The sequence below is a fragment of the Novosphingobium sp. SG754 genome (genome assembly GCF_013149315.1).
Lineage (GTDB): Bacteria > Pseudomonadota > Alphaproteobacteria > Sphingomonadales > Sphingomonadaceae > Novosphingobium > Novosphingobium capsulatum.
This window is the reverse complement of the sequence record NZ_JABGCC010000005.1, coordinates 402,724-420,586: the sequence shown is the minus strand read 5'-3', so window position 1 is coordinate 420,586 and position 17,863 is coordinate 402,724. Positions and strand designations below refer to the sequence as shown.

Sequence of the window (17,863 nt, the reverse complement as noted above, 5' to 3'; positions counted from 1 at the left end):
CAGCGCAAGAGGGAACGATGCAGCAGGCGCTTCAGCTGGCCGCGCTAGCCCGCCAGCGCCTTGGCCAGCGCCTGGTCGAACCGCGCAGCATCGAGCGGCCCGAACCGCGCAACGATCGTGCCATCACGCCCATAGATGCGGGTTTCCGGCAGGGCAGTGGGCAAGTCGCGCGGCCGCACATGGGTATCGGTGGCGCGGATCAGGGGAAAGTGCACGCCCATGCCCGCCGCCAGGATGCGGCTGCGGCTGGCGGCGGTATCGAGCGCGATGCCGACCATGCGCAGGCCTTGGCCGCTGCCGCCCTGGGTGTGATACCGTTGCCACGCGGCATCGAGGATCGGCATGTCGTGCCGGCATGGCGCGCACCAGGTAGCCCAGAAATGCACCACGACCACATCATGCGCAGCCGGATTGATGGCAAAGGGCGTGCCATCGAGCGTGGTGGTGGCCAAAGGTGGCAAGCGATCGGGCGCGGCCTGTGCCGTGGCTGCGCCACCCAGCGCGGCCAACGCCAAGGCCAGGACCAGCGCCCCCCGCTTCACGGGCGCTGCCAACCCCTGACCGTGGCCAGCAGCTGTTCGACATGGGCGATCGGGGTGAACTGGCCAATGCCGTGGCCCAGGTTGAACACATGCGGGCGATCGGCAAAGGCATCGAGCACGCGCCGGGCCTGGCGGTCCAGCTCGGCCCCGCCGGCCAGCAGCAGCAGCGGATCGAGATTGCCCTGCACCGGCATGCCCGCCGGCAATTCGCGCGCGGCCCACAGCGGATCGATGGTTTCATCCACGCCCACCGCGTTGACTCCGGTTTCACGCGCATAGGCGGCCAGCTTTTCGCCCGCGCCCTTGGGAAAACCGATCACCGGCACATGGGGATAGCGCGCCTGGATCGCGGCGGCGATGCGGGCATTGGGGGCGATCACCCAGCGTTCGAACTCGGCTGGCGCCAGGCTGCCGGCCCAGCTGTCGAACAGCTGCAGGCCTTCGGCGCCGGCCTCGACCTGGCCGGCGAGGTATTCGATCGTCACCTCGACGATGGCATCGATGATCGCCTGGAACGCCTGCGGATCGCGATAGGCATAGCTGCGCGTCTCGTGATGATCGCGGCTGCCCTCGCCCGCCACCATGTAGGTCGCCACGGTCCACGGACTGCCAGCAAAGCCCAGCAGGGTGGTCTGTGGGCCCAAGGCCGCCTTGACCCTGCCCACGGTAGCATAGATCGGTGCAAGACGCTCTGGCACGGCCTGGAGGGCACTGAGCGCGGTATCCACCAGCCGGGGGGCAAGACGCGGTCCTTCGCCAGCGGTGAAAGTCAGATCCTGGCCCATGGCGTAGGGCACGATCAGGATGTCGGAAAACAGGATGGCCCCGTCAAACCCGAAGCGGCGGATCGGCTGCAGCGTGATCTCGGCGGCAGCCTCGGTATCATAGACCAGTTCCAGGAACCCGCCCTTTTCGGCCCGCAAGGCGCGATATTCCGGCAGGTAGCGCCCCGCCTGGCGCATCAGCCAGATCGGTCGGCGGGAAAGGTTCTGGCCGCTGAGCGTTTCGAGAATGGGACCGGGCATCGTTCTTGTTTTTCCAATCCAATCAAAAAAATAGAATCTTATTAAATGGGATGATGAAGTTAGTTGGCCCTGTGGAAACCGGGGATAGCCAAGCTCTGCCCGATTTGTCCCGGATGCTCCACAAAATTCGCGTGGTGCGAATCCCGATGACTCCCGATGCAAGACAAACTTGTGCCCGTTACCCACAGGCTGTGGGAAAGGCTGTCCCCATGGGGATGAAACGGCCCGTGGATGACTCGCTTCGGGGGTGAAATCGGGGGCGAAACTTGTCGCCAGTTTCATCCCGTGGTTTATCCTAGCGCTTTCCACAGGGTTACCCCGGCGGCCCTGCAACGCGGTGCGCCGGCTTGTTCACAAAGGGTTCCCATGCCGCGTCTGCACCTTCACCTGCTGTCCGACTCAACAGGTGAAACCCTTGAAATGATTGCCAAAGCGGCCCTTGCCCAGTTCGAGGATGCCGATGTTGTGCGGCATTTCTGGCCGATGGTCCGTTCGCAGCAGCATCTTGACCGCATCCTGGGTGAAATTTCCGCTAACCCTGGCCTGGTGCTGTTTACGCTGGTCAACACCGAAACGCGCGATCGGCTGGAGCAGCGCTGCGCCACGCTGGGCCTGCCCTGCGTGGCTGCGCTCGATGCCGTGACCAATGCGCTGGAACAGCAATTGGGCCAGGAAGCGCGGGGCCGGCCGGGCCGCCAGCACATGATGGACGAGGCCTATTTCCAGCGCGTCGATGCCATCCAGTTCACCATTGCCCATGACGATGGCGTCGGCTGGGAAAACTGGGAAGAGGCCGATATCCTGCTGGCCGGTGTCTCGCGCAGTTCCAAGACGCCCACCTCGATCTATCTTGCCAATCGCGGCTACAAGGTGGCGAATATCCCGATCGTGGTGGAAAGCCCGCCGCCGCCCACGCTCTATTCGGTGCGGCGGCCGCTGATCGTGGGGCTGACGACCAGCCCCGAACGCCTGATCGCGGTGCGCCGCAACCGCCTGCTCTCGCTCAACCAGGCGCCCGAAACCGCCTATGTCGACAGCGAGCACGTGGCGCGCGAGGTGCAATATGCGCGGCGGATGTTTGCCGACAATGGCTGGCCGGTGATTGACGTTTCGCGCCGATCCATCGAGGAGACGGCCGCAGCGGTGATCACGCTCTACAACGAGCGCAAGGTTGCCGGGGACGCCAATCCGGGAATGAAGGCTCTATGATCGTACTTGCTTCGCAAAGCGCCTCGCGCAAGGCCATGCTCGATGCTGCCGGCGTGCCGTTTGAAGCGCGCAGTTCGGATGTGGACGAAGGCGAGATCAAGCGCGAGCTGATCGGCGTGCCGGGTTGCCAGGTGGCGCAGATCCTGGCCGAGGCCAAGGCGATGCCGGTGTCTGCCGCCATGCCGGGCCGGCTGGTGCTGGGCGGGGATTCGCTGGTGGAGGTGTGCGGCCGCTCGTTCGACAAGCCGCAAAGCCGTGAACAGGCGGCCGAACACCTGCGGTTCTTTTCCGGGCAGACCATGCAGTTGCACAGCGCCGCCGTGCTGATGCGCGATGGCCAGGTGACCTGGCGCCATTGCGAAACGGCCAGGCTCAAGGTTCGCCGGCTTTCCGACAGCTTTATCGACAGCTATCTCCACAAGGAATGGCCGGCGGTTTCGGGCTGCGTGGGCGTGTTTCGGATCGAGGCGCTGGGCGTGCAGCTGTTCGAAAGCATCGAGGGCAGCCACTTCACCGTGCTGGGCATGCCGCTGCTGGCGCTGCTCGCCGCGCTGCGCACCGCCGGGGAACTGCCGGAATGAGCCAGGCGCCAATCCCCTATGCCGAGGTGATCGGTGATCCGATTGCCCAGTCCAAGTCTCCGGTGATCCACCGCTATTGGCTGGAACAGCTCGGCATGGCCGGCGATTACCGCCGCGCCCAGGTGCACAGCGATGGCCTGGCCGATTACCTTGCCAGCCGCCGTGCCGATCCCGCCTGGCGCGGCTGCAACGTGACCATGCCGCACAAGCAGGCGGTGATCCCGCTGCTCGACCGGCTCGATCCGCTGGCCGCCCGCATCGGCGCGGTGAACACCATAGTGCCCGAACAGGGCCTGCTGGTGGGCTACAATACCGACGCTCCCGGCTTCATGGAGCCGCTGGCACCCTGGCTGGCCGATGCCCACCTCTTGCGCATGGCGCGGGTCATGGGCACCGGCGGCGCGGCGCGGGCGATCGTCGCGGCTCTGTCCGATGCCGGGTTCCTGATCGTGCTGGCCGGGCGCGATCCGGCCAAGGCGCGGGCGCTGCTCGATGAACTGGCGCGCGGCAGCGATCATCACGCGGTCGATATCGCACATTTTGCCGATCCCACCGATTTCGCGTTCGATGATCGCCAGGGGCTGTTCGATCTCGTGGTCAATGCCTCCCTGCTGGGCATGACGGGACAGCCGGCCCTGGCCTATGACCTGTCCCACACCCCGCCCGGCGCGGTGTTCTATGACATCGTCACCAGCCCGCTGGAAACTGATCTGCTGGCGCGGGCCAGGGGCGCCGGCCATGCCACTGTCGATGGCCTGGCCATGCTGATCGGCCAGGCCGACCATGCGTTCCGCCGCTTCTTCGGCGCGGTGCCGCCGCGCGGGGATGCCGATGCGGAACTGCTCCGCCGCCTGCTGACTCCCGTTCCGGCATGAGCCGGCCTTTCGTACTTGGACTGACCGGCTCGATCGGCATGGGCAAGTCTGCCGTGGCGCAGATGATGCGCGAGGCAGGCGTGCCGGTGTTCGATGCCGATGCGCAGGTGCACCGCTTGCAGGGGCCAGGCGGTGAACTGCTGCCCGCGATCGAGGCGGCCTTTCCCGGCACCACCGGCCCCAACGGTGTTGACCGGGGCAAGCTGGGCGCGCTGGTGTTTGGCGATCCCGCCGCGCTCGCCCGGCTGGAGCGAATCGTCCATCCCGCGGTTGCCGCCGCGCGCGAGTCGTTCCTGATCGAGCATGCCGGGGAGCCGCTGGTGGTGTTCGATATCCCGCTATTGTTTGAAAAGGGCCATGGCGCCGGGCTCGATGCCGTGGCGGTGGTTTCTGCCCCGGCGGCGGTGCAGCGGGCGCGGGTGCTGGCGCGGCCGGGCATGACCGCGGAAAAATTCGCGCAAATCCTGGCACTTCAGGTGCCCGACGCGGAAAAGCGTGCGCGCGCCGATCATATCATCGATACTGGACTTCCGCTCGACGAGACCCGGGCCATGGTTAACGATCTGATCGGCCAGCTTGGGGAAAAAAACCCGTCGGCTTGATCGCCGCGCCCCTTGCCAGCCCCGGCCGGCAGGTTCACATATTGGGCATGCGTGAGATCGTCTTCGACACCGAAACGACGGGACTCGATCCGCAAGGCGGTGACCGGCTGGTTGAACTCGGCTGTGTGGAAATGGTCAATCGGGTGCCCACTGGCGCGACCTATCACGCCTATTTCAACCCCGAACGCGACATGCCGGCAGAGGCTGAGGCCGTCCACGGCCTGTCCGCCGCGTTCCTGGCTGACAAGCCGCGCTTTGCCCAGTGTGCTGCCGATTTCCTGGAGTTCATCGGTGATGCGCCACTGGTGGCGCACAATGCCGGGTTCGACTTCGGCTTCATCAACGCGGAACTTTCAGCCATCGGGATGGAGCCGGTCAGCCGCGATCGCATGGTCGATACCGTGGCGATCGCGCGGCGCAAGCATCCCGGCGCCAAGCTCAGCCTCGATGCGCTGTGCACCCGCTATGGCATCGATCGCAGCCATCGCACCAAGCACGGCGCGCTGCTCGATGCCGAGCTTCTGGCACAACTTTACGTCGAATTGATGGGTGGCCGGCAAATCGGCCTGGAACTTGCGGCAGAGGTCAGCGTCTCTTCTGCAGGTACCGGCGCTGTGGCCGCGGTTGCGGCCGTGGCGCAAGTGACTGTTGCCAAAACCACCCGGATCTTCCGCGAGCCCCGGCCGCATGCGGCCAGCGAAGCGGAATTGGCCCGCCATGCGGAGTTCATGGCGGGCATCAGCAACCCGCTCTGGTCGCGTTAGGTCTCGCTTGCGGCCCACTGTGCGGGCCGCAAGTGGCCTCGCGGTCAAAGCGGGCCCAAGAAGGAGAGAAGACCCATGGACATTCGCGTTTCGGGACACCAGGTCGAGGCCGGTGCCGCCTTTGAGGCCCACGCGGCCGATCGGCTTTCCGGCATTGTCGACAAGTACTTCTCCCGCGCGCTTTCCTCGCAGGTCACCCTGGGCAAGGCGCCGCACGGAGGTTTCCGCTGCGACATCATCACCCATGTGACGCAAGGGTTGATTCTCAAGGGCAGCGGCGTGGCCCAGGACGCGCACCAGGCGCTGGACCAGTCGGCCGAAAAGATCGACAAGCAGCTGCGCCGCTACAAGCGCCGGATCAAGGCCCATTCCGAGGGCGCGGATTTTGCCCGCCGCAGTGAAGACGCGGCCTACACCGTGTTCATGGTGGAAGAACCTGCGCACGATCAGGACGAGGCCGAAGCCGCCGATGCGCCGCTGGTGATTGCCGAAACCCGGGTCGACGTACCCACCGCGACGGTGTCTGACGCGGTGATCATGCTCGATCTGCGCAACACCAACGCGCTGCTGTTCAAGAACGCCGGCACCGGCGTGCACAACATGGTCTATCGCCGTGGCGATGGCTCGATCGGCTGGGTTGAACCGGCCGGCGCCTGATCTCTAAGCCCTGCCCGCAGGCCCATTTCGGGTTTGCGGGCAGCGCCATGACGGCATTGGCCAATTCACCCGTGATGCGATTCGGCGCTTGCATGGGGAACGAATAGAGCGCATGGCGCCGCCAACTTGACCGTGCCTTTACACAGGCTGTGGCGTTTTTCGTTTCATGACCGCACTTTTTTCCATTGATCCTCAGGCTGTCCGCGTCGTTCGCGCTGAATCCAAGGCGCAGATCCTGGATATGCTCGCCGCGTGCTTTGCCAGCGTCTATCGGCTCGACCGGGCGCAGGTGCAGGAACGCATCGAAGAGCGTGAGAGCCTGGGCAGCACCGGTTTCGGCCGTGGCGTGGCCATTCCCCACGCCCGGCTCGATGGCCTGTCGCGCCCGGTGGCGGTGTTCCTGCGGCTGGAAGAGCCGGTCGATTTCGCGTCCGCCGATGGCATGCCGGTCGATTGCGTGTTCGGTCTCCTGTCTCCTGAACAGGCCGGCGCCGTGCATCTTCAGGCACTGGCCGCGATCAGCCGCCTGATGCGCGATGATCGCATGCACCAGCGACTGACCAGCGCGCCCGATGCCGACGCGCTCTATGCCGTGCTGGTCAACGTGATCGATCGCGACGCGGCCTGAACCGCGCGCACCCCAAGCCATGACAGCGCGCCTACCCGCAGGGATCGAGGCCAAAGGCTGGATCAGGGCCGCGCAGGCGGCTGGCGGCTTTGCCATGGTGCTGCACAAGGGCGATGCCGATGCCGGCACTATCGCCTTGGTGACATTGGAAAATCACCCCGAGCACGGGCACCTGGCGCAACTGTGGGAGCGCATGCCCCGCGCCGATGGTAGCCGGCCATGGACTGCTACCAAAGCGCAAGACCCGGAAAGTAAACAAGATTTTAACGACTATATAGCGCGCAGAACTGCGGCTGATCCCGATTTGTGGCTGCTTGAACTGACCATCGCAGACGCACAACAGTTCATCGGGAACTTTGCCGGCGAAGGTTGACTCCCTTTCGCGCGTGGATAGACCCGGCGCCATCGAATTGCGCAGGCGGCGCCGCTTGGCATGGGGTCTTCAGGCGCTGGCACGCAGACGGGGGTTTACCGTTACGGCCCAAGGGGCATGGCTTTCGGCATGATTGCCGAAGCGCTGTGCTGCGCGCCGCAATCGGCCGATCACCGCCCAATGCAGATGGCTGATGACCGATCCGTTCCGCGTTGCCCGCCAGGCTCTTTCCAGCCTGCTTGCCGTGGTAATGCTGCTTGGCGCACCGCTTGCCCAGGCTCAGGAACCTGTTCACGCCCTGTCTGGTCCGCACGATCTCCAGGTCGTGGTGGCAGAAGGCCCCGCCAACGGGGCGATCACCCTTCCTTCCACCGGCCCTGCCACTACCACCCTGCCGCCGGCGCGCGGCATGCTGGCCCTGGCGCCGGCCCCCTCTGCCACCACCGGTGCGGTCAACGCCGCCAGCCTGGCTGATCTGGTGGCGGCGACGCCGGTGCCGGCCAATCTTTCAGCCGAACTCGAATGCCTGGCCGGCGCGGTCTATTTTGAATCCAAGAGCGAGAGCCTGGCGGGCCAACTGGCCGTTGCCCGCGTGATCGTGGCGCGCAGCCATTCCGGCCGCTATCCCTCATCCTATTGCGGCGTGGTGTTCCAGCCGTCGCAGTTCTCGTTCGTGCGCGGCCATGCGATGCCGGCGATCAACCACGCCAGCCGGTTCTGGGCCAATGCCGCGCGCATTGCCGTGATTGCCGATCAGGGCAGCTGGAAAAGCCCGGTCGAAGGGGCGCTGTTCTTCCACGCCGCGCGCGTTTCCCCGGCCTGGGGCAAGACCCGCCTGGCCGCCATCGGCGGGCATATCTTCTACCGCTGAACGCCGATGAACGCGGGCCTTACAGTGCCTTGCCGGCGCGACCGGCCAGTTCGTTGACATATTGCCATGCCACGCGGCCCGAACGGCTGCCGCGCCGCTTGGACCATTCCAGCGCATCGCCCGCGTCGTACGGCAGCGCCAGTTCGGTGCAATAGCCAGCGATGATTGCCAGGTAATCATCCTGGTTGCAGGCATGAAAGCCCAGCGACAGGCCAAAGCGATCAGCGAGGGCCAGGCGATCGTCCACCGCATCGCGCGGGTTGATCGGATCGTCCTGCTCGCTCATGTGGCGCTCCACGATCGCGCGGCGGTTTGACGTCACGGCCAGGCGCACATTCGCCGGTCGCGCTTCTACCCCGCCTTCCAGCCACGAACGCAGCAGGCGCGCGCCTTCGGCATCGCCGGCATCAAAGCCGAGGTCGTCGAGCAGGACCAGGAACTGGCGCGGCACCCCGCGCAGCTGCCCAAACAGCAGCGGCAGGCTGGCATCGGGCATGGCCTGGACCAGGGCAATGGCGCCGGGGTGGGCAGCGTCGGCAGCGTTGACGGCAGCGCGCAGCACCGCCGATTTGCCCATGCCGCGCGATCCCCACAGCAGCATGTCATGTGCCGCAGCGCCACGGGCGAGCCGCGCCACGTTGTCCACCACTGCAGCCTTTTGCGCATCGATGCCGCGCATCAGCGGCAGGCTTGGCGCTTCCAGCCTTTCCACCGCGCGGGCGGTCTGCCCCAGCCAGACATAGGCGGGATGGGTCAACCAGTTCACCTGGGGCGGCGCCGGCGGAGCCAGCCGCTCCAGCGCTTCGGCAATGCGGGTAAGCAGCGTTTCGGGCAAGCTCTGCGGCTGATCGATCATCACGTGGGCAACTTTGCGGCTGAGGGGATGCTTTGCAAAAGGCGCGCAGTCGCGATAGCGACGGCAGCCATGACGTCCAACCCCTTTTCCGACCCCTTGCCGCCCGAAATCCGCCCCGCAGACGATGATGGCGTCGCGGCTGCCATCGCCGTGCTGGCGGCGGGCGGAACCGTCGCCGTGCCCACCGAGACCGTCTATGGCCTGGCGGCGCGGGCCGATCGCGATGCGGCGGTGGCGGGTATCTATCGCGCCAAGGGGCGGCCCGATTTCAACCCGCTGATCGTGCATGTGCCCGATCTGGCGGCGGCAGGGCGTCTGGCGGTGCTGGATGACCGGGCCAAGGCCCTGGCGGCCGCGTTCTGGCCGGGCGCGCTGACCCTGGTCGTGCCGCGCCGGCCTGACAGTGGGCTGGCCCCGGCGGTGAGTGCCGGCCTGCCCACCGTCGCGCTGCGCTGCCCGGCGCATCCGGCGATGCAGGCGGTGCTGCGCCAGTCCGGCCTGCCCCTGGCTGCGCCATCGGCCAACCGCAGCGGTGCGATCAGCCCGACCAGCGCGGCCCATGTCGCTGCCTCGCTCGGGCGGCGAGTGGATCTGGTGCTTGATGGCGGCGAAACCCGCCAGGGGATCGAATCGACGATCGTTGGCCTGCGGCCCGAGGGCGGTTGGGCGCTGCTGCGCCCCGGCCCGATCACCGGCGCCGAAATCGCCGCCGTGCTGGGCGAGGAGGCCGAACAAGGCCCGTCGCGCGGGATCGAGGCCCCGGGCCAGCTGGCCAGCCACTATGCCCCGGGAAAGCCGGTGCGCCTGGGCGCGGAGCACGCGCAGACGGACGAGTTCATGATCGGTTTCGGCGCGGTCTCAGGCGATGTCACGCTCTCGGCCCAGGGTGACCTGGCCGAGGCGGCCGCGCGCCTCTACGCCTGCCTACACGACGGCGCAGCGGCACGTCAGCCGCGTATTGCCATTGCCCCGGTGCCGGATGAGGGCATCGGCGCGGCGATCAACGATCGCCTGCGCCGGGCCGCAGTCTGAAAACCTTATTGCGGGTTGTTGAGATCGTTGACCACGGCCTGCGCGGCCGTGGCGCGGGCGCAAGCGCGGCGGTTGCCCTTCTTGCAGGCGGCCTGCTCGTTCGCCAGGCGGGCCTGCGCCTTGGCCAGCGCCTGCGCATGGGCCTGAGCACGCTGGGCCTGGGCGGCCGGATCAGGCCGGGTTGGATCGCGCGGGGCGGCGTTCTGCGCCGCACAGGCAGCCAGGGCCAGGGGAAGGGTCAGGACGATCACCTTGCGCAACATGCATTTGCCTTTCCAATGGCGGGTCTTCCAGGCGTTTGCACCAGCCCCTGCCCCGCCGCCAAACGAAAAAGGCCGCCGGTGGTTCCGGCGGCCCGTTTCACGTGAAACATCTGTTCGGCAGGTTGCGCCGGTCAGACCGTTTCGTAGTACTTGGGAGCATGCTCGTTGAGGATCGCGAGGATCTTCTTGAGCGCGGCCGGCTCGTCGGTCTTTTCCATCGCGGCGAGTTCGCGGGCCAGGCGCGAAGACGCGGCTTCGAAGATCTGCCGTTCGGAATAGCTCTGTTCCGGCTGGTCATCGGCGCGGAACAAGTCGCGAGTCACTTCGGCGATCGAGACGAGGTCGCCGGAGTTGATCTTGGCTTCGTATTCCTGGGCGCGGCGCGACCACATGGTGCGCTTGACCTTGGGCTTGCCCTTGAGCGTATCGAGCGCTTCGCGCAGGGTCTTGTCCGAAGACAGCTTGCGCATGCCGATCGCTTCGACCTTGTTGACCGGAACGCGAAGCGTCATGCGCTCCTTTTCAAAGCGGAGCACGTAGAGCTCCAGCTTCATGCCCGCGATTTCTTCCTGCTGAAGCTCGACCACGCGGCCGACACCATGCTTCGGGTAAACGACGTAATCCCCAACATCGAAGGCAAGAGCCTTGGCTGCCATTTCTTATCCTTTCGACGCCGGCAGACGGGACGGCGGGGGCGGGATGCCCGGCTAGGAAAAACCATGACGGCGAACCGAATATGCCTGTGACACTCCACCCTGCCCGGTCTGGTTGATCCGGTGCGGGGCTGGTCCCGGGGAGCGTGAACTGGCAAAGAACCGTTTTAAGCCCGGCCAAGGCCCTGCGATCGACGAGGCGATCCGATAGCGCGATCCGTCAGCGTTTTCCGTGTGCCGCCTGTTTCTGCCTTCTCGTAACAAAAAGGGCGCCCGGCAAAGGATTTGCCCGGCGCTTGATGGCCATATAGCAGCATTGTGGCAAAATTACCAGAGCCGAGACAGCAAAAGGCATGCGCCTTTTGGCCGCGCCCGGCCAAAAAGCCGGGGCAGCCCGATTTCCGGCGCTGGATCGGGGCATGGATCAAGCCCCGTCTGGCGCAATCAGCCGCGCGACAAACGGGCGCGAATCACCCCTGGCGCGGTTGCCGGTTCGCTCAGTCCCCTTCGCCCGGCTCGGGCGAGAACTGGGTTTCGAACTTGTTTTCCACGCCCTTCCAGGCGTCGGCATCGGCCGGCGCGTCCTTCTTGGTCGTGATGTTGGGCCATTCGGCAGAATACTTGGTGTTCAGCTCCAGCCACTGCTCCAGCCCGCTTTCGGTGTCGGGCAGGATCGCTTCGGCGGGGCATTCGGGTTCGCACACGCCGCAGTCGATGCATTCGCTAGGGTTGATCACCAGCATGTTGTCGCCTTCATAGAAGCAGTCGACAGGACACACTTCCACGCAGTCCATGTACTTGCAGCGGATGCAGGCATCGGTGACGACGTAAGTCATGCTGTGGGTATTTCCTCAAGGCTCGATTTCGGGCCGTGCTAGAGGCGCGAGGGGCGCCGCGTCAAGCACCCGATAGCATCCTTGTGCCTCAAGGGCAGGCCCGCGGCGTGCCGGGAGGGTGATAATCTCGATCACGCGCACCGAATTGCGCAAGGGCAGGACCAGGACATCCCCCGATTTCACGCCCGCGCTGCAGCGTTCGACGCGGCGGCCGTTGAGGCGGATGTGCCCTTCTTCCACCCAGCCCTGGGCCAGCCCCCGGCTGCCGGCAAAGCGCAGGAACCACAGCAACTTGTCTATCCGCATTGCTCCTCCCTTGTGATCGCTTTTCCTTTATCGCAGCAACGTGGCCAGCGCGGCAAAGGCGCCGCTGGCCGGTGCCGGTTGCACCGGCGCGCGCGAGGCCTGCTGGTTGGATTTGCTGTTCCTGGAAGGTGGCGTGGCCGGCCGTGGCGGGCGCCAGTCCCACAACGGCGGTGCGGGCGGCCCGGCCTGCCCTTCGGCCAGCGGGCGCGGCATCGCGGCGCGGAAGCCGGCAGCGCGCAGCAGATTGGCATAGCCGGCGGTGGACAGGCCCATCGAGCGGGCCAGCGCCGGATCGAGCACGAAGCGGCGGCCTTTTGCACCCTGGCGCACGCCGTGTGCGGCATGGAGCAGCTTTTCCGCCATGTCGACGCGCAACGCCTGCGGGCCGGTGCGGCGGTAGCCCAGCGGAATATCCTTTTGCGCCAGCACCGGCGCCATGCCGCCCGGCGGCGGGGCGGTGGGAGCCAGGCCCCAGACCTTGGCCAGGGCCGCCCAGGCGGCCAGCGGCGCGGCGCGCAGGGCCGCGGGCACGAACACATCGAGCGCACCAACCTGGATGCCCAGGCGGCGCGCCAGGGCGCGCTGCGCCGGTGTCAGGTCTTCCAGGCGGGCATGGTCGCGCGCGATAACCCCACCGCTTTCCACCAGGTGCAGCGCCAGCGCGCGCAGCGCGGCCCCTGCCGCAGGATCGCGGGCGGCCTCGGCCAGGCGGCGCAACGGTCGCAAGGCGGTGGCGAGGTTCTGCTCGAGCCATTGCGCCAGCGCCGCCTGGACCTTGTCGCGCGCGGCCGGGCCGGCGCGTTCCAGCGCAGGTTCGAGCGCGAGGCGCGGCTCGAGCACGGTGCGGCCCTTGGCGAGACGGGCAACGGCAAGGCCGCGCCACTGCACCTGCCCGTCGGCCAGGGCGACGTCCTTGCCGGTCGTGGCGTCGCTCGCCAATTCGGCCAGGCGCGTGGCGAGCAGGCCCGGCAGGTGGCGTTCGGCCGCAGCCAGCAGCAGCTTGCGATCGGCCGCGCGGGCGAGCGGATCGACCACGAAGCGAAACCCTTCGAGATGGCCAATGGCTTCATCGTCGACCAGCACGGCGCCATCGTCGCCCAGGCGCACCGGCAGCAGCGAGGCATCGGCCCCGGCCTTGCGCATCAGCACCGTGGTGCGGCGGTTGACGAAGCGTTCGGTCAGGCGGCCATGCAGGGCATCGGACAGGCGCGTTTCCACGGCGCGGGCGCGCGCGGCCATCTCGTCGCGGGCCAGCACCCAGTCTGGCCGTTGAGCAATGTAGGACCAGCTGCGAATCGCCGCGATGCGGCCTTGCAGCGTGTCGATATCGCCCGTGGGATTGTCGAGTTGGGCTATGGCCTGGGCGACATAATCCGCGCCAAGGTAACCGCCGCGCAGATCCTGCCACAGCCGCGCCACGAACCGCGCATGGGTTTCCGCGCCCTGCTGGCGGAAATCGGGCAGCGAACAGACATGCCAGAAGCGTTCGACGCTGCGCGCGCCCCGCACCGTGGCGGCCACGTCCGGCTCTTCGGCCAGGCGGCGCAGCACGGCCAGGTCGATCGCCTCGGGCGGGATGGCGAGTTCGGGGCGCGGTGGCGGGCTTTCCAGGTCGGCGATGAGCGTGGCCAAGGTATCGAAGCGCGGCTCTGCCTCGCGCCAGAACAGGCGGGTCAGCGGGGGGAAGCGATGCTCTTCGATGGCATAGACTTCCTCGTCGGTAAATTCGGGATCGCGCCCGCCCGTGCCAGCCAGCGTGCCGAACGTGCCGTCCTTGTGATGCCGCCCGGCACGCCCGGCGATCTGGGCCATTTCCGCGGTGGTCAGCCGGCGATGGCGGTGCCCGTCGTATTTCGACAGGCCAGCAAAGGCGACATGCTCGACATCGAGATTGAGGCCCATACCCACCGCATCGGTGGCGACGAGGTAATCGACCTCTCCCGACTGGTACATCGCCACCTGGGCATTGCGGGTCTGCGGGCTAAGCGCGCCCATGACCACCGCCGCGCCACCGCGAAACCGGCGCAGCATTTCGGCCATGACATAGACCTGCTCGGCCGAGAACGCGACGATCGCGCTGCGCGGGGGAATGCGGCTGAGCTTTTTGGCGCCGACGTGGCTGAGCGTGGAAAAGCGTGGCCGCGTGACGATTTCGGCCTCGGGCACCAGGGCCTTGACCATCGGCTCCAGCGTGGCGGAGCCCAGCAGCATGGTTTCCTCGCGCCCGCGCGCGTGCAGCAGGCGATCGGTGAAGATATGGCCGCGTTCGGGATCGGCGGACAGCTGCGCCTCGTCTAGCGCGACGAAAGCGAGGTCGGGCCGGGCGGGCATGGCTTCGGCGGTGCACAGCAGCCAGCGCGCGCCCTTGGGTTCGATTCGCTCCTCGCCGGTGATCAGCGCGACTTGCGCTGGCCCCTTGATCGCGCAGACCCGGTCATAGACCTCGCGTGCGAGCAGGCGCAGCGGAAAGCCGATCGCGCCAGAAGAGTGCGCGCAGAGCCGCTCGATCGCGAGATGGGTCTTGCCGGTGTTGGTCGGGCCGAGCACGGCCTTGATCGTGCCGCCTGACGGGCGATTCGCCGACGAGGTCACTCGCGGAGAGGCGGGCACGCGGTTGGCCATGGCCCCAGATGTGGCGGGCGTGCGGCGCACATGCAAGAAGGCGCCGTGGAATTATCCCCGGCGCCCTGCTTGATCGTGCCGAAACCCAGCTGAGCCGGATTTCAGGGCCTGTTACGCGTCGTAATCGGCGCCCAGCGAGGTGTTGCGCACCGGCGCCGCAGCCGTGATGCGCAGCGCTTCAGCCGACTGGGAAAGCGAGCCGATTTCATCGACTTCGTCATCGTCGTCGGGCAGCACGCGCTGCAGCGACTGGATGAGGTTTTCCTTGAGAATGGTGGGGCGCACCGTCTCTTCGGCAATTTCACGCAGGGCCACGACCGGGTTCTTGTCGCGGTCGCGGTCGACGGTCAGTTCGGCACCGCCCGAAATCGCGCGGGCGCGTTCGGCGGCCAGCAGAACCAGATCGAAACGGTTGGAAACCTTGTCGACGCAATCTTCGACGGTAACGCGCGCCATGGGCACTCCGAAAAATGGAAATGATCGGGGAAAGGGTGCAGCTAGGTAGGCGCGGACGAAAAGTCAAGGAACTTGGCATATCTAGCGGTTTCCCACCGTCACCGGCCGCGCGCGTTGCCTTGCGAAAAGAAAGTGTTTTTGCACGAATACCGCAAATAAGGGTAACGCTCGGGCAAGACTTGGTGGATAAGATGAACAATACCGGGTTCGTGTGCGCCCGGCCAAAGGGGGAACGCACGCAATTGGAGATCAGGGCAGTGGCCCAGCGCAACGATCTGCCCGAAGAACCCGGGCAAGACATCGCCGCCCCATCGGCCGGTGCTGACGCATCGGCCGGCGCCGACATGCGCGCCGCGCCCCGTTTCACGCTGCTGATTCGCGCGGCCAAGCTGATCGTCGATGGCGGCGAGTTTCTGTGCATCCTGCGCGATGCCTCGGCCACCGGCGTCAAGATTCGCCTGTTCACCCCCATTCCCGATCACCAGACCCTGGCGATCGAACTGGGCAACGGCGATCGCCATGCGGCGCGCCTGGTGTGGACCACGGGCGATCACGCCGGCCTGCAGTTCCTGCAGGAAATCGACGTGCAGCGCCTGATCGACGAGCGCGACGGCGCCTATCCGCGCCGCCAGGTACGGCTGCGCCTGATGCTTGATGCCGTGCTGCATTCCGGCGGCGAAAGCGTGCATGTGCAGTTCCACGACATTTCGCAGCAGGGCGCCTGCATCGAATGCGAAAAGTGGTTGATGGTGCACGAACTGGTGCGCCTGGATACTGGGGTAATGCCCTCGATCTATGCCAAGGTGCGCTGGCGCAACCACCCGCGCTATGGCCTGGTGTTCGAACAGACCTTCAAGCTGGATGAACTGGCGCGCATTTCCGCGCCGTTGCAATTGGGCCAGGCCCTGTCCGATGCCGCGCGTCGCAAGGGCCAGCCCGATTGAGCCCCGGCGTGGGTCTGTCCCGCGCTGTGCCCAATCGGGGAAACCCCCGCAATATCCGGCAAGAACTGCTTAACGTTAACTGTCCCTTATCCATTTTCCTTCATCCCGAGGGCATCAGCGAATCCGCTTGGACGGGGGCATGGGATGGTTAACGTGGTGGGCACTTCGGGGGATGAAGGCCGTCAGTACGATGTCGATGTGGCGATCATCGGTGCAGGCCCAGCGGGCCTGACCGCCGGCTACCTGCTGACCAAGCAGGGGCTTTCGGTGGCGATCATCGAGAAGGACACCCGCTATGTCGGCGGGATCAGCCGCACGGTGGAACACGAAGGCTATCGCTTTGATATCGGCGGCCATCGCTTCTTTTCCAAATCGCAGGCGGTGGTCGATCTGTGGAACGAGATCCTGCCTGATGACTTCATCCAGCGCCCGCGGATGAGCCGGATCTACTACGAGGGCAAATTCTATTCCTATCCGCTGCGGGCGTTCGAGGCGCTGTTCAACCTCGGCATCATGCGCTCCACCCTGTGCATGGCCAGCTATGTGAAGGCCAAGGCCTTCCCCAAGAAGACCGTGCGCAGCTTCGAGGACTGGACCACCAACCAGTTCGGGCAGAAGCTCTATTCGATCTTCTTCAAGACCTATACCGAGAAGGTCTGGGGCATGCCCTGCAACGAGATGAGCGCCGACTGGGCGGCGCAGCGCATCAAGGGGCTCTCGCTCGGCGCGGCCGTGCTCGATGGGTTCAAGCGCAGCCTGGGCCTCAACAAAAAGCCCAACGACGGCATGGCGACCAAGACGCTCTTGGAAACCTTCCGCTATCCGCGCCTCGGGCCGGGCATGATGTGGGAAGCCGCGCGCGACAAGATCCTCGCCAAGGGCGGCCATATCCTGATGGGCCACGCGATGAAGCAGCTTGCCAGCGATGGCCAAGGCGGCTGGCGCCTGAGCGCCACGCCGGCCGAAGGCGGCGAAACCATGATCCGCGCCCGCCATGCGATTTCCTCGGCCCCGATGCGCGAGCTGGCAGCCCGGATGCATCCGCTGCCGCAGACCACGATCGAGGCCAACGACCTCAAGTACCGCGATTTCCTGACCGTGGCGCTCAAGATCCGCTCGGAAGACCTGTTCCCCGACAACTGGATCTATATCCACGACAGCAAGGTCAAGGTTGGCCGCATTCAGAACTTCCGCTCGTGGTCGCCCGAAATGGTGCCCGACGACAGCGTGGCCTGCGTGGGCCTGGAATACTTCTGCTTTGAAGGCGACGATCTGTGGGCATCGAGCGATGCTGACCTGATCGCCCTTGCCACGCGCGAGATGCAGATCCTGGGCCTGGTGCAGCCCGACCAGGTGATCGGCGGCGTGGTGGTGCGCCAGGAAAAGGCCTATCCGGTCTATGATGATAGCTATGCCGCCAATGTTGCGGCGATGCGCACCGAACTGGAAGCGGCCTATCCCACGCTGCACCTGGTGGGGCGCAACGGCATGCACCGCTACAACAACCAGGATCACGCGATGATGACCGCGATGCTGACGGTGGAAAACATCGTGGCCGAGCGCCGCCTCTATGACACCTGGTGCGTCAACGAAGACGCCGAGTATCACGAGGCCGGGGCCGAAGGCGCGGACGCGGGCCTGCCCAGCACCCGCCCGGTCACGCCCGACCAGGCTGCTGCGCTGGCATCGGTGCGCCAGGTTCCCGAACGCATCGCCGCGGCGCCGGATCGCCGCGCCGCCTGATGGTCTGACGGTTTTCCGTGCGGTA

The 17,863-nt window shown here is 66.2% G+C and carries 21 protein-coding genes; 12 read left to right on the top strand and 9 right to left on the bottom strand.

Going from position 1 to position 17,863, the window contains the following annotated elements; translation table 11 throughout:
- Positions 1 to 44 precede the first annotated feature (44 nt).
- Entirely contained in the window at positions 45 to 542 is a 498-nt protein-coding gene (locus FHW97_RS15080) for a TlpA disulfide reductase family protein (RefSeq protein WP_168352026.1), read from the bottom strand.
- Positions 539 to 1,567, bottom strand: coding sequence for a uroporphyrinogen decarboxylase (gene hemE / locus FHW97_RS15075; protein WP_054131659.1), 1,029 nt, complete (start codon positions 1,565 to 1,567; stop codon positions 539 to 541). The genes FHW97_RS15080 and hemE overlap by 4 nt, the downstream gene beginning before the upstream one ends.
- Positions 1,568 to 1,933: 366 nt before the next feature.
- On the opposite strand from hemE, the gene FHW97_RS15070 reads away from it, so the two are divergent.
- The 9 genes from FHW97_RS15070 to FHW97_RS15030 all read left to right on the top strand — a co-directional run bounded on the left by FHW97_RS15070 (position 1,934) and on the right by FHW97_RS15030 (position 8,127).
- Positions 1,934 to 2,776 carry a pyruvate, water dikinase regulatory protein gene (locus FHW97_RS15070; protein WP_054131660.1) on the top strand — a complete coding sequence of 281 codons (843 nt, stop codon included), beginning with the start codon at positions 1,934 to 1,936 and terminating at the stop codon, positions 2,774 to 2,776.
- On the top strand, positions 2,773 to 3,357 hold the full coding sequence (locus FHW97_RS15065; RefSeq protein WP_107716364.1) for a nucleoside triphosphate pyrophosphatase: 585 nt from the start codon (positions 2,773 to 2,775) through the stop codon (positions 3,355 to 3,357). Before FHW97_RS15070 ends, FHW97_RS15065 begins: the two co-directional genes overlap by 4 nt.
- Positions 3,354 to 4,232: a shikimate dehydrogenase gene (locus FHW97_RS15060; protein ID WP_168352025.1), complete on the top strand. Its 879-nt coding sequence runs from the start codon at positions 3,354 to 3,356 to the stop codon at positions 4,230 to 4,232. Before FHW97_RS15065 ends, FHW97_RS15060 begins: the two co-directional genes overlap by 4 nt.
- A complete protein-coding gene (gene coaE, locus FHW97_RS15055; protein ID WP_168352024.1) occupies positions 4,229 to 4,834 on the top strand; it encodes a dephospho-CoA kinase in 606 nt (201 codons plus the stop codon). Before FHW97_RS15060 ends, coaE begins: the two co-directional genes overlap by 4 nt.
- A gap of 47 nt (positions 4,835 to 4,881) precedes the next feature.
- Positions 4,882 to 5,598, top strand: coding sequence for a DNA polymerase III subunit epsilon (gene dnaQ / locus FHW97_RS15050; RefSeq protein WP_168352023.1), 717 nt, complete (start codon positions 4,882 to 4,884; stop codon positions 5,596 to 5,598).
- Positions 5,599 to 5,673: 75 nt separating this feature from the next.
- Positions 5,674 to 6,255 (top strand): ribosome hibernation-promoting factor, HPF/YfiA family, encoded by a 582-nt coding sequence (hpf, locus tag FHW97_RS15045; RefSeq protein ID WP_107716368.1) that lies wholly within the window; start codon positions 5,674 to 5,676, stop codon positions 6,253 to 6,255.
- 166 nt (positions 6,256 to 6,421) lie between these two features.
- A complete protein-coding gene (locus FHW97_RS15040; protein WP_022676474.1) occupies positions 6,422 to 6,883 on the top strand; it encodes a PTS sugar transporter subunit IIA in 462 nt (153 codons plus the stop codon).
- A gap of 19 nt (positions 6,884 to 6,902) precedes the next feature.
- Positions 6,903 to 7,256 (top strand): DUF1491 family protein, encoded by a 354-nt coding sequence (locus FHW97_RS15035; protein WP_168352022.1) that lies wholly within the window; start codon positions 6,903 to 6,905, stop codon positions 7,254 to 7,256.
- A 193-nt stretch (positions 7,257 to 7,449) separates the two neighbouring features.
- Entirely contained in the window at positions 7,450 to 8,127 is a 678-nt protein-coding gene (locus tag FHW97_RS15030; RefSeq protein ID WP_253941797.1) for a cell wall hydrolase, read from the top strand.
- A gap of 19 nt (positions 8,128 to 8,146) precedes the next feature.
- On the opposite strand, the gene FHW97_RS15025 is transcribed toward FHW97_RS15030, so the two are convergent.
- Positions 8,147 to 8,983 (bottom strand): DUF815 domain-containing protein, encoded by an 837-nt coding sequence (locus FHW97_RS15025; RefSeq protein WP_168352021.1) that lies wholly within the window; start codon positions 8,981 to 8,983, stop codon positions 8,147 to 8,149.
- 69 nt (positions 8,984 to 9,052) lie between these two features.
- Here FHW97_RS15025 and FHW97_RS15020 point away from each other — a divergent pair, with 69 nt between their 5' ends.
- Positions 9,053 to 10,015 carry an L-threonylcarbamoyladenylate synthase gene (locus tag FHW97_RS15020; RefSeq protein WP_107716370.1) on the top strand — a complete coding sequence of 321 codons (963 nt, stop codon included), beginning with the start codon at positions 9,053 to 9,055 and terminating at the stop codon, positions 10,013 to 10,015.
- A 5-nt stretch (positions 10,016 to 10,020) separates the two neighbouring features.
- Here FHW97_RS15020 and FHW97_RS15015 read toward each other — a convergent pair whose 3' ends face one another.
- The 6 genes from FHW97_RS15015 to rpoZ form a co-directional block, all read right to left on the bottom strand.
- Complete coding sequence (locus FHW97_RS15015) at positions 10,021 to 10,278, bottom strand: hypothetical protein (protein ID WP_062783256.1); 258 nt, start codon at positions 10,276 to 10,278, stop codon at positions 10,021 to 10,023.
- Positions 10,279 to 10,409: 131 nt separating this feature from the next.
- A complete protein-coding gene (locus FHW97_RS15010; RefSeq protein WP_022675317.1) occupies positions 10,410 to 10,934 on the bottom strand; it encodes a CarD family transcriptional regulator in 525 nt (174 codons plus the stop codon).
- Between the two features lie 494 nt (positions 10,935 to 11,428).
- A complete protein-coding gene (gene fdxA, locus FHW97_RS15005) occupies positions 11,429 to 11,767 on the bottom strand; it encodes a ferredoxin FdxA (RefSeq protein ID WP_022675318.1) in 339 nt (112 codons plus the stop codon).
- A 15-nt stretch (positions 11,768 to 11,782) separates the two neighbouring features.
- Entirely contained in the window at positions 11,783 to 12,073 is a 291-nt protein-coding gene (locus tag FHW97_RS15000) for an RNA-binding S4 domain-containing protein (protein WP_022675319.1), read from the bottom strand.
- Positions 12,074 to 12,100: 27 nt separating this feature from the next.
- Positions 12,101 to 14,695: a helicase-related protein gene (locus FHW97_RS14995; RefSeq protein WP_168352020.1), complete on the bottom strand. Its 2,595-nt coding sequence runs from the start codon at positions 14,693 to 14,695 to the stop codon at positions 12,101 to 12,103.
- 111 nt (positions 14,696 to 14,806) lie between these two features.
- A complete protein-coding gene (gene rpoZ, locus FHW97_RS14990) occupies positions 14,807 to 15,151 on the bottom strand; it encodes a DNA-directed RNA polymerase subunit omega (RefSeq protein WP_022677787.1) in 345 nt (114 codons plus the stop codon).
- Between the two features lie 257 nt (positions 15,152 to 15,408).
- On the opposite strand from rpoZ, the gene FHW97_RS14985 reads away from it, so the two are divergent.
- The gene (locus FHW97_RS14985) at positions 15,409 to 16,095 is read left to right on the top strand and encodes a PilZ domain-containing protein (RefSeq protein WP_082350102.1); all 687 of its coding nucleotides are present in this window, start codon (positions 15,409 to 15,411) and stop codon (positions 16,093 to 16,095) included.
- A gap of 144 nt (positions 16,096 to 16,239) precedes the next feature.
- Positions 16,240 to 17,838: an NAD(P)/FAD-dependent oxidoreductase gene (locus FHW97_RS14980; protein WP_062783259.1), complete on the top strand. Its 1,599-nt coding sequence runs from the start codon at positions 16,240 to 16,242 to the stop codon at positions 17,836 to 17,838.
- Positions 17,839 to 17,863: the final 25 nt, after the last annotated feature.

Excerpts from the sequence above, each read along its gene's own strand:
- hemE (WP_054131659.1), bottom strand. The coding sequence starts at position 1,567 with ATGCCCGGTCCCATTCTCGAAACGCTCAGCGGCCAGAACCTTTCCCGC.
- FHW97_RS15070 (WP_054131660.1), top strand. The coding sequence starts at position 1,934 with ATGCCGCGTCTGCACCTTCACCTGCTGTCCGACTCAACAGGTGAAACC.
- FHW97_RS15065 (WP_107716364.1), top strand. The coding sequence starts at position 2,773 with ATGATCGTACTTGCTTCGCAAAGCGCCTCGCGCAAGGCCATGCTCGAT.
- FHW97_RS15060 (WP_168352025.1), top strand. The coding sequence starts at position 3,354 with ATGAGCCAGGCGCCAATCCCCTATGCCGAGGTGATCGGTGATCCGATT.
- coaE (WP_168352024.1), top strand. The coding sequence starts at position 4,229 with ATGAGCCGGCCTTTCGTACTTGGACTGACCGGCTCGATCGGCATGGGC.
- dnaQ (WP_168352023.1), top strand. The coding sequence starts at position 4,882 with ATGCGTGAGATCGTCTTCGACACCGAAACGACGGGACTCGATCCGCAA.
- hpf (WP_107716368.1), top strand. The coding sequence starts at position 5,674 with ATGGACATTCGCGTTTCGGGACACCAGGTCGAGGCCGGTGCCGCCTTT.
- FHW97_RS15040 (WP_022676474.1), top strand. The coding sequence starts at position 6,422 with ATGACCGCACTTTTTTCCATTGATCCTCAGGCTGTCCGCGTCGTTCGC.
- FHW97_RS15035 (WP_168352022.1), top strand. The coding sequence starts at position 6,903 with ATGACAGCGCGCCTACCCGCAGGGATCGAGGCCAAAGGCTGGATCAGG.
- FHW97_RS15030 (WP_253941797.1), top strand. The coding sequence starts at position 7,450 with ATGACCGATCCGTTCCGCGTTGCCCGCCAGGCTCTTTCCAGCCTGCTT.
- FHW97_RS15025 (WP_168352021.1), bottom strand. The coding sequence starts at position 8,983 with ATGATCGATCAGCCGCAGAGCTTGCCCGAAACGCTGCTTACCCGCATT.
- FHW97_RS15020 (WP_107716370.1), top strand. The coding sequence starts at position 9,053 with ATGACGTCCAACCCCTTTTCCGACCCCTTGCCGCCCGAAATCCGCCCC.
- FHW97_RS15015 (WP_062783256.1), bottom strand. The coding sequence starts at position 10,278 with ATGTTGCGCAAGGTGATCGTCCTGACCCTTCCCCTGGCCCTGGCTGCC.
- FHW97_RS15010 (WP_022675317.1), bottom strand. The coding sequence starts at position 10,934 with ATGGCAGCCAAGGCTCTTGCCTTCGATGTTGGGGATTACGTCGTTTAC.
- fdxA (WP_022675318.1), bottom strand. The coding sequence starts at position 11,767 with ATGACTTACGTCGTCACCGATGCCTGCATCCGCTGCAAGTACATGGAC.
- FHW97_RS15000 (WP_022675319.1), bottom strand. The coding sequence starts at position 12,073 with ATGCGGATAGACAAGTTGCTGTGGTTCCTGCGCTTTGCCGGCAGCCGG.
- FHW97_RS14995 (WP_168352020.1), bottom strand. The coding sequence starts at position 14,695 with ATGGCCAACCGCGTGCCCGCCTCTCCGCGAGTGACCTCGTCGGCGAAT.
- rpoZ (WP_022677787.1), bottom strand. The coding sequence starts at position 15,151 with ATGGCGCGCGTTACCGTCGAAGATTGCGTCGACAAGGTTTCCAACCGT.
- FHW97_RS14980 (WP_062783259.1), top strand. The coding sequence starts at position 16,240 with ATGGTTAACGTGGTGGGCACTTCGGGGGATGAAGGCCGTCAGTACGAT.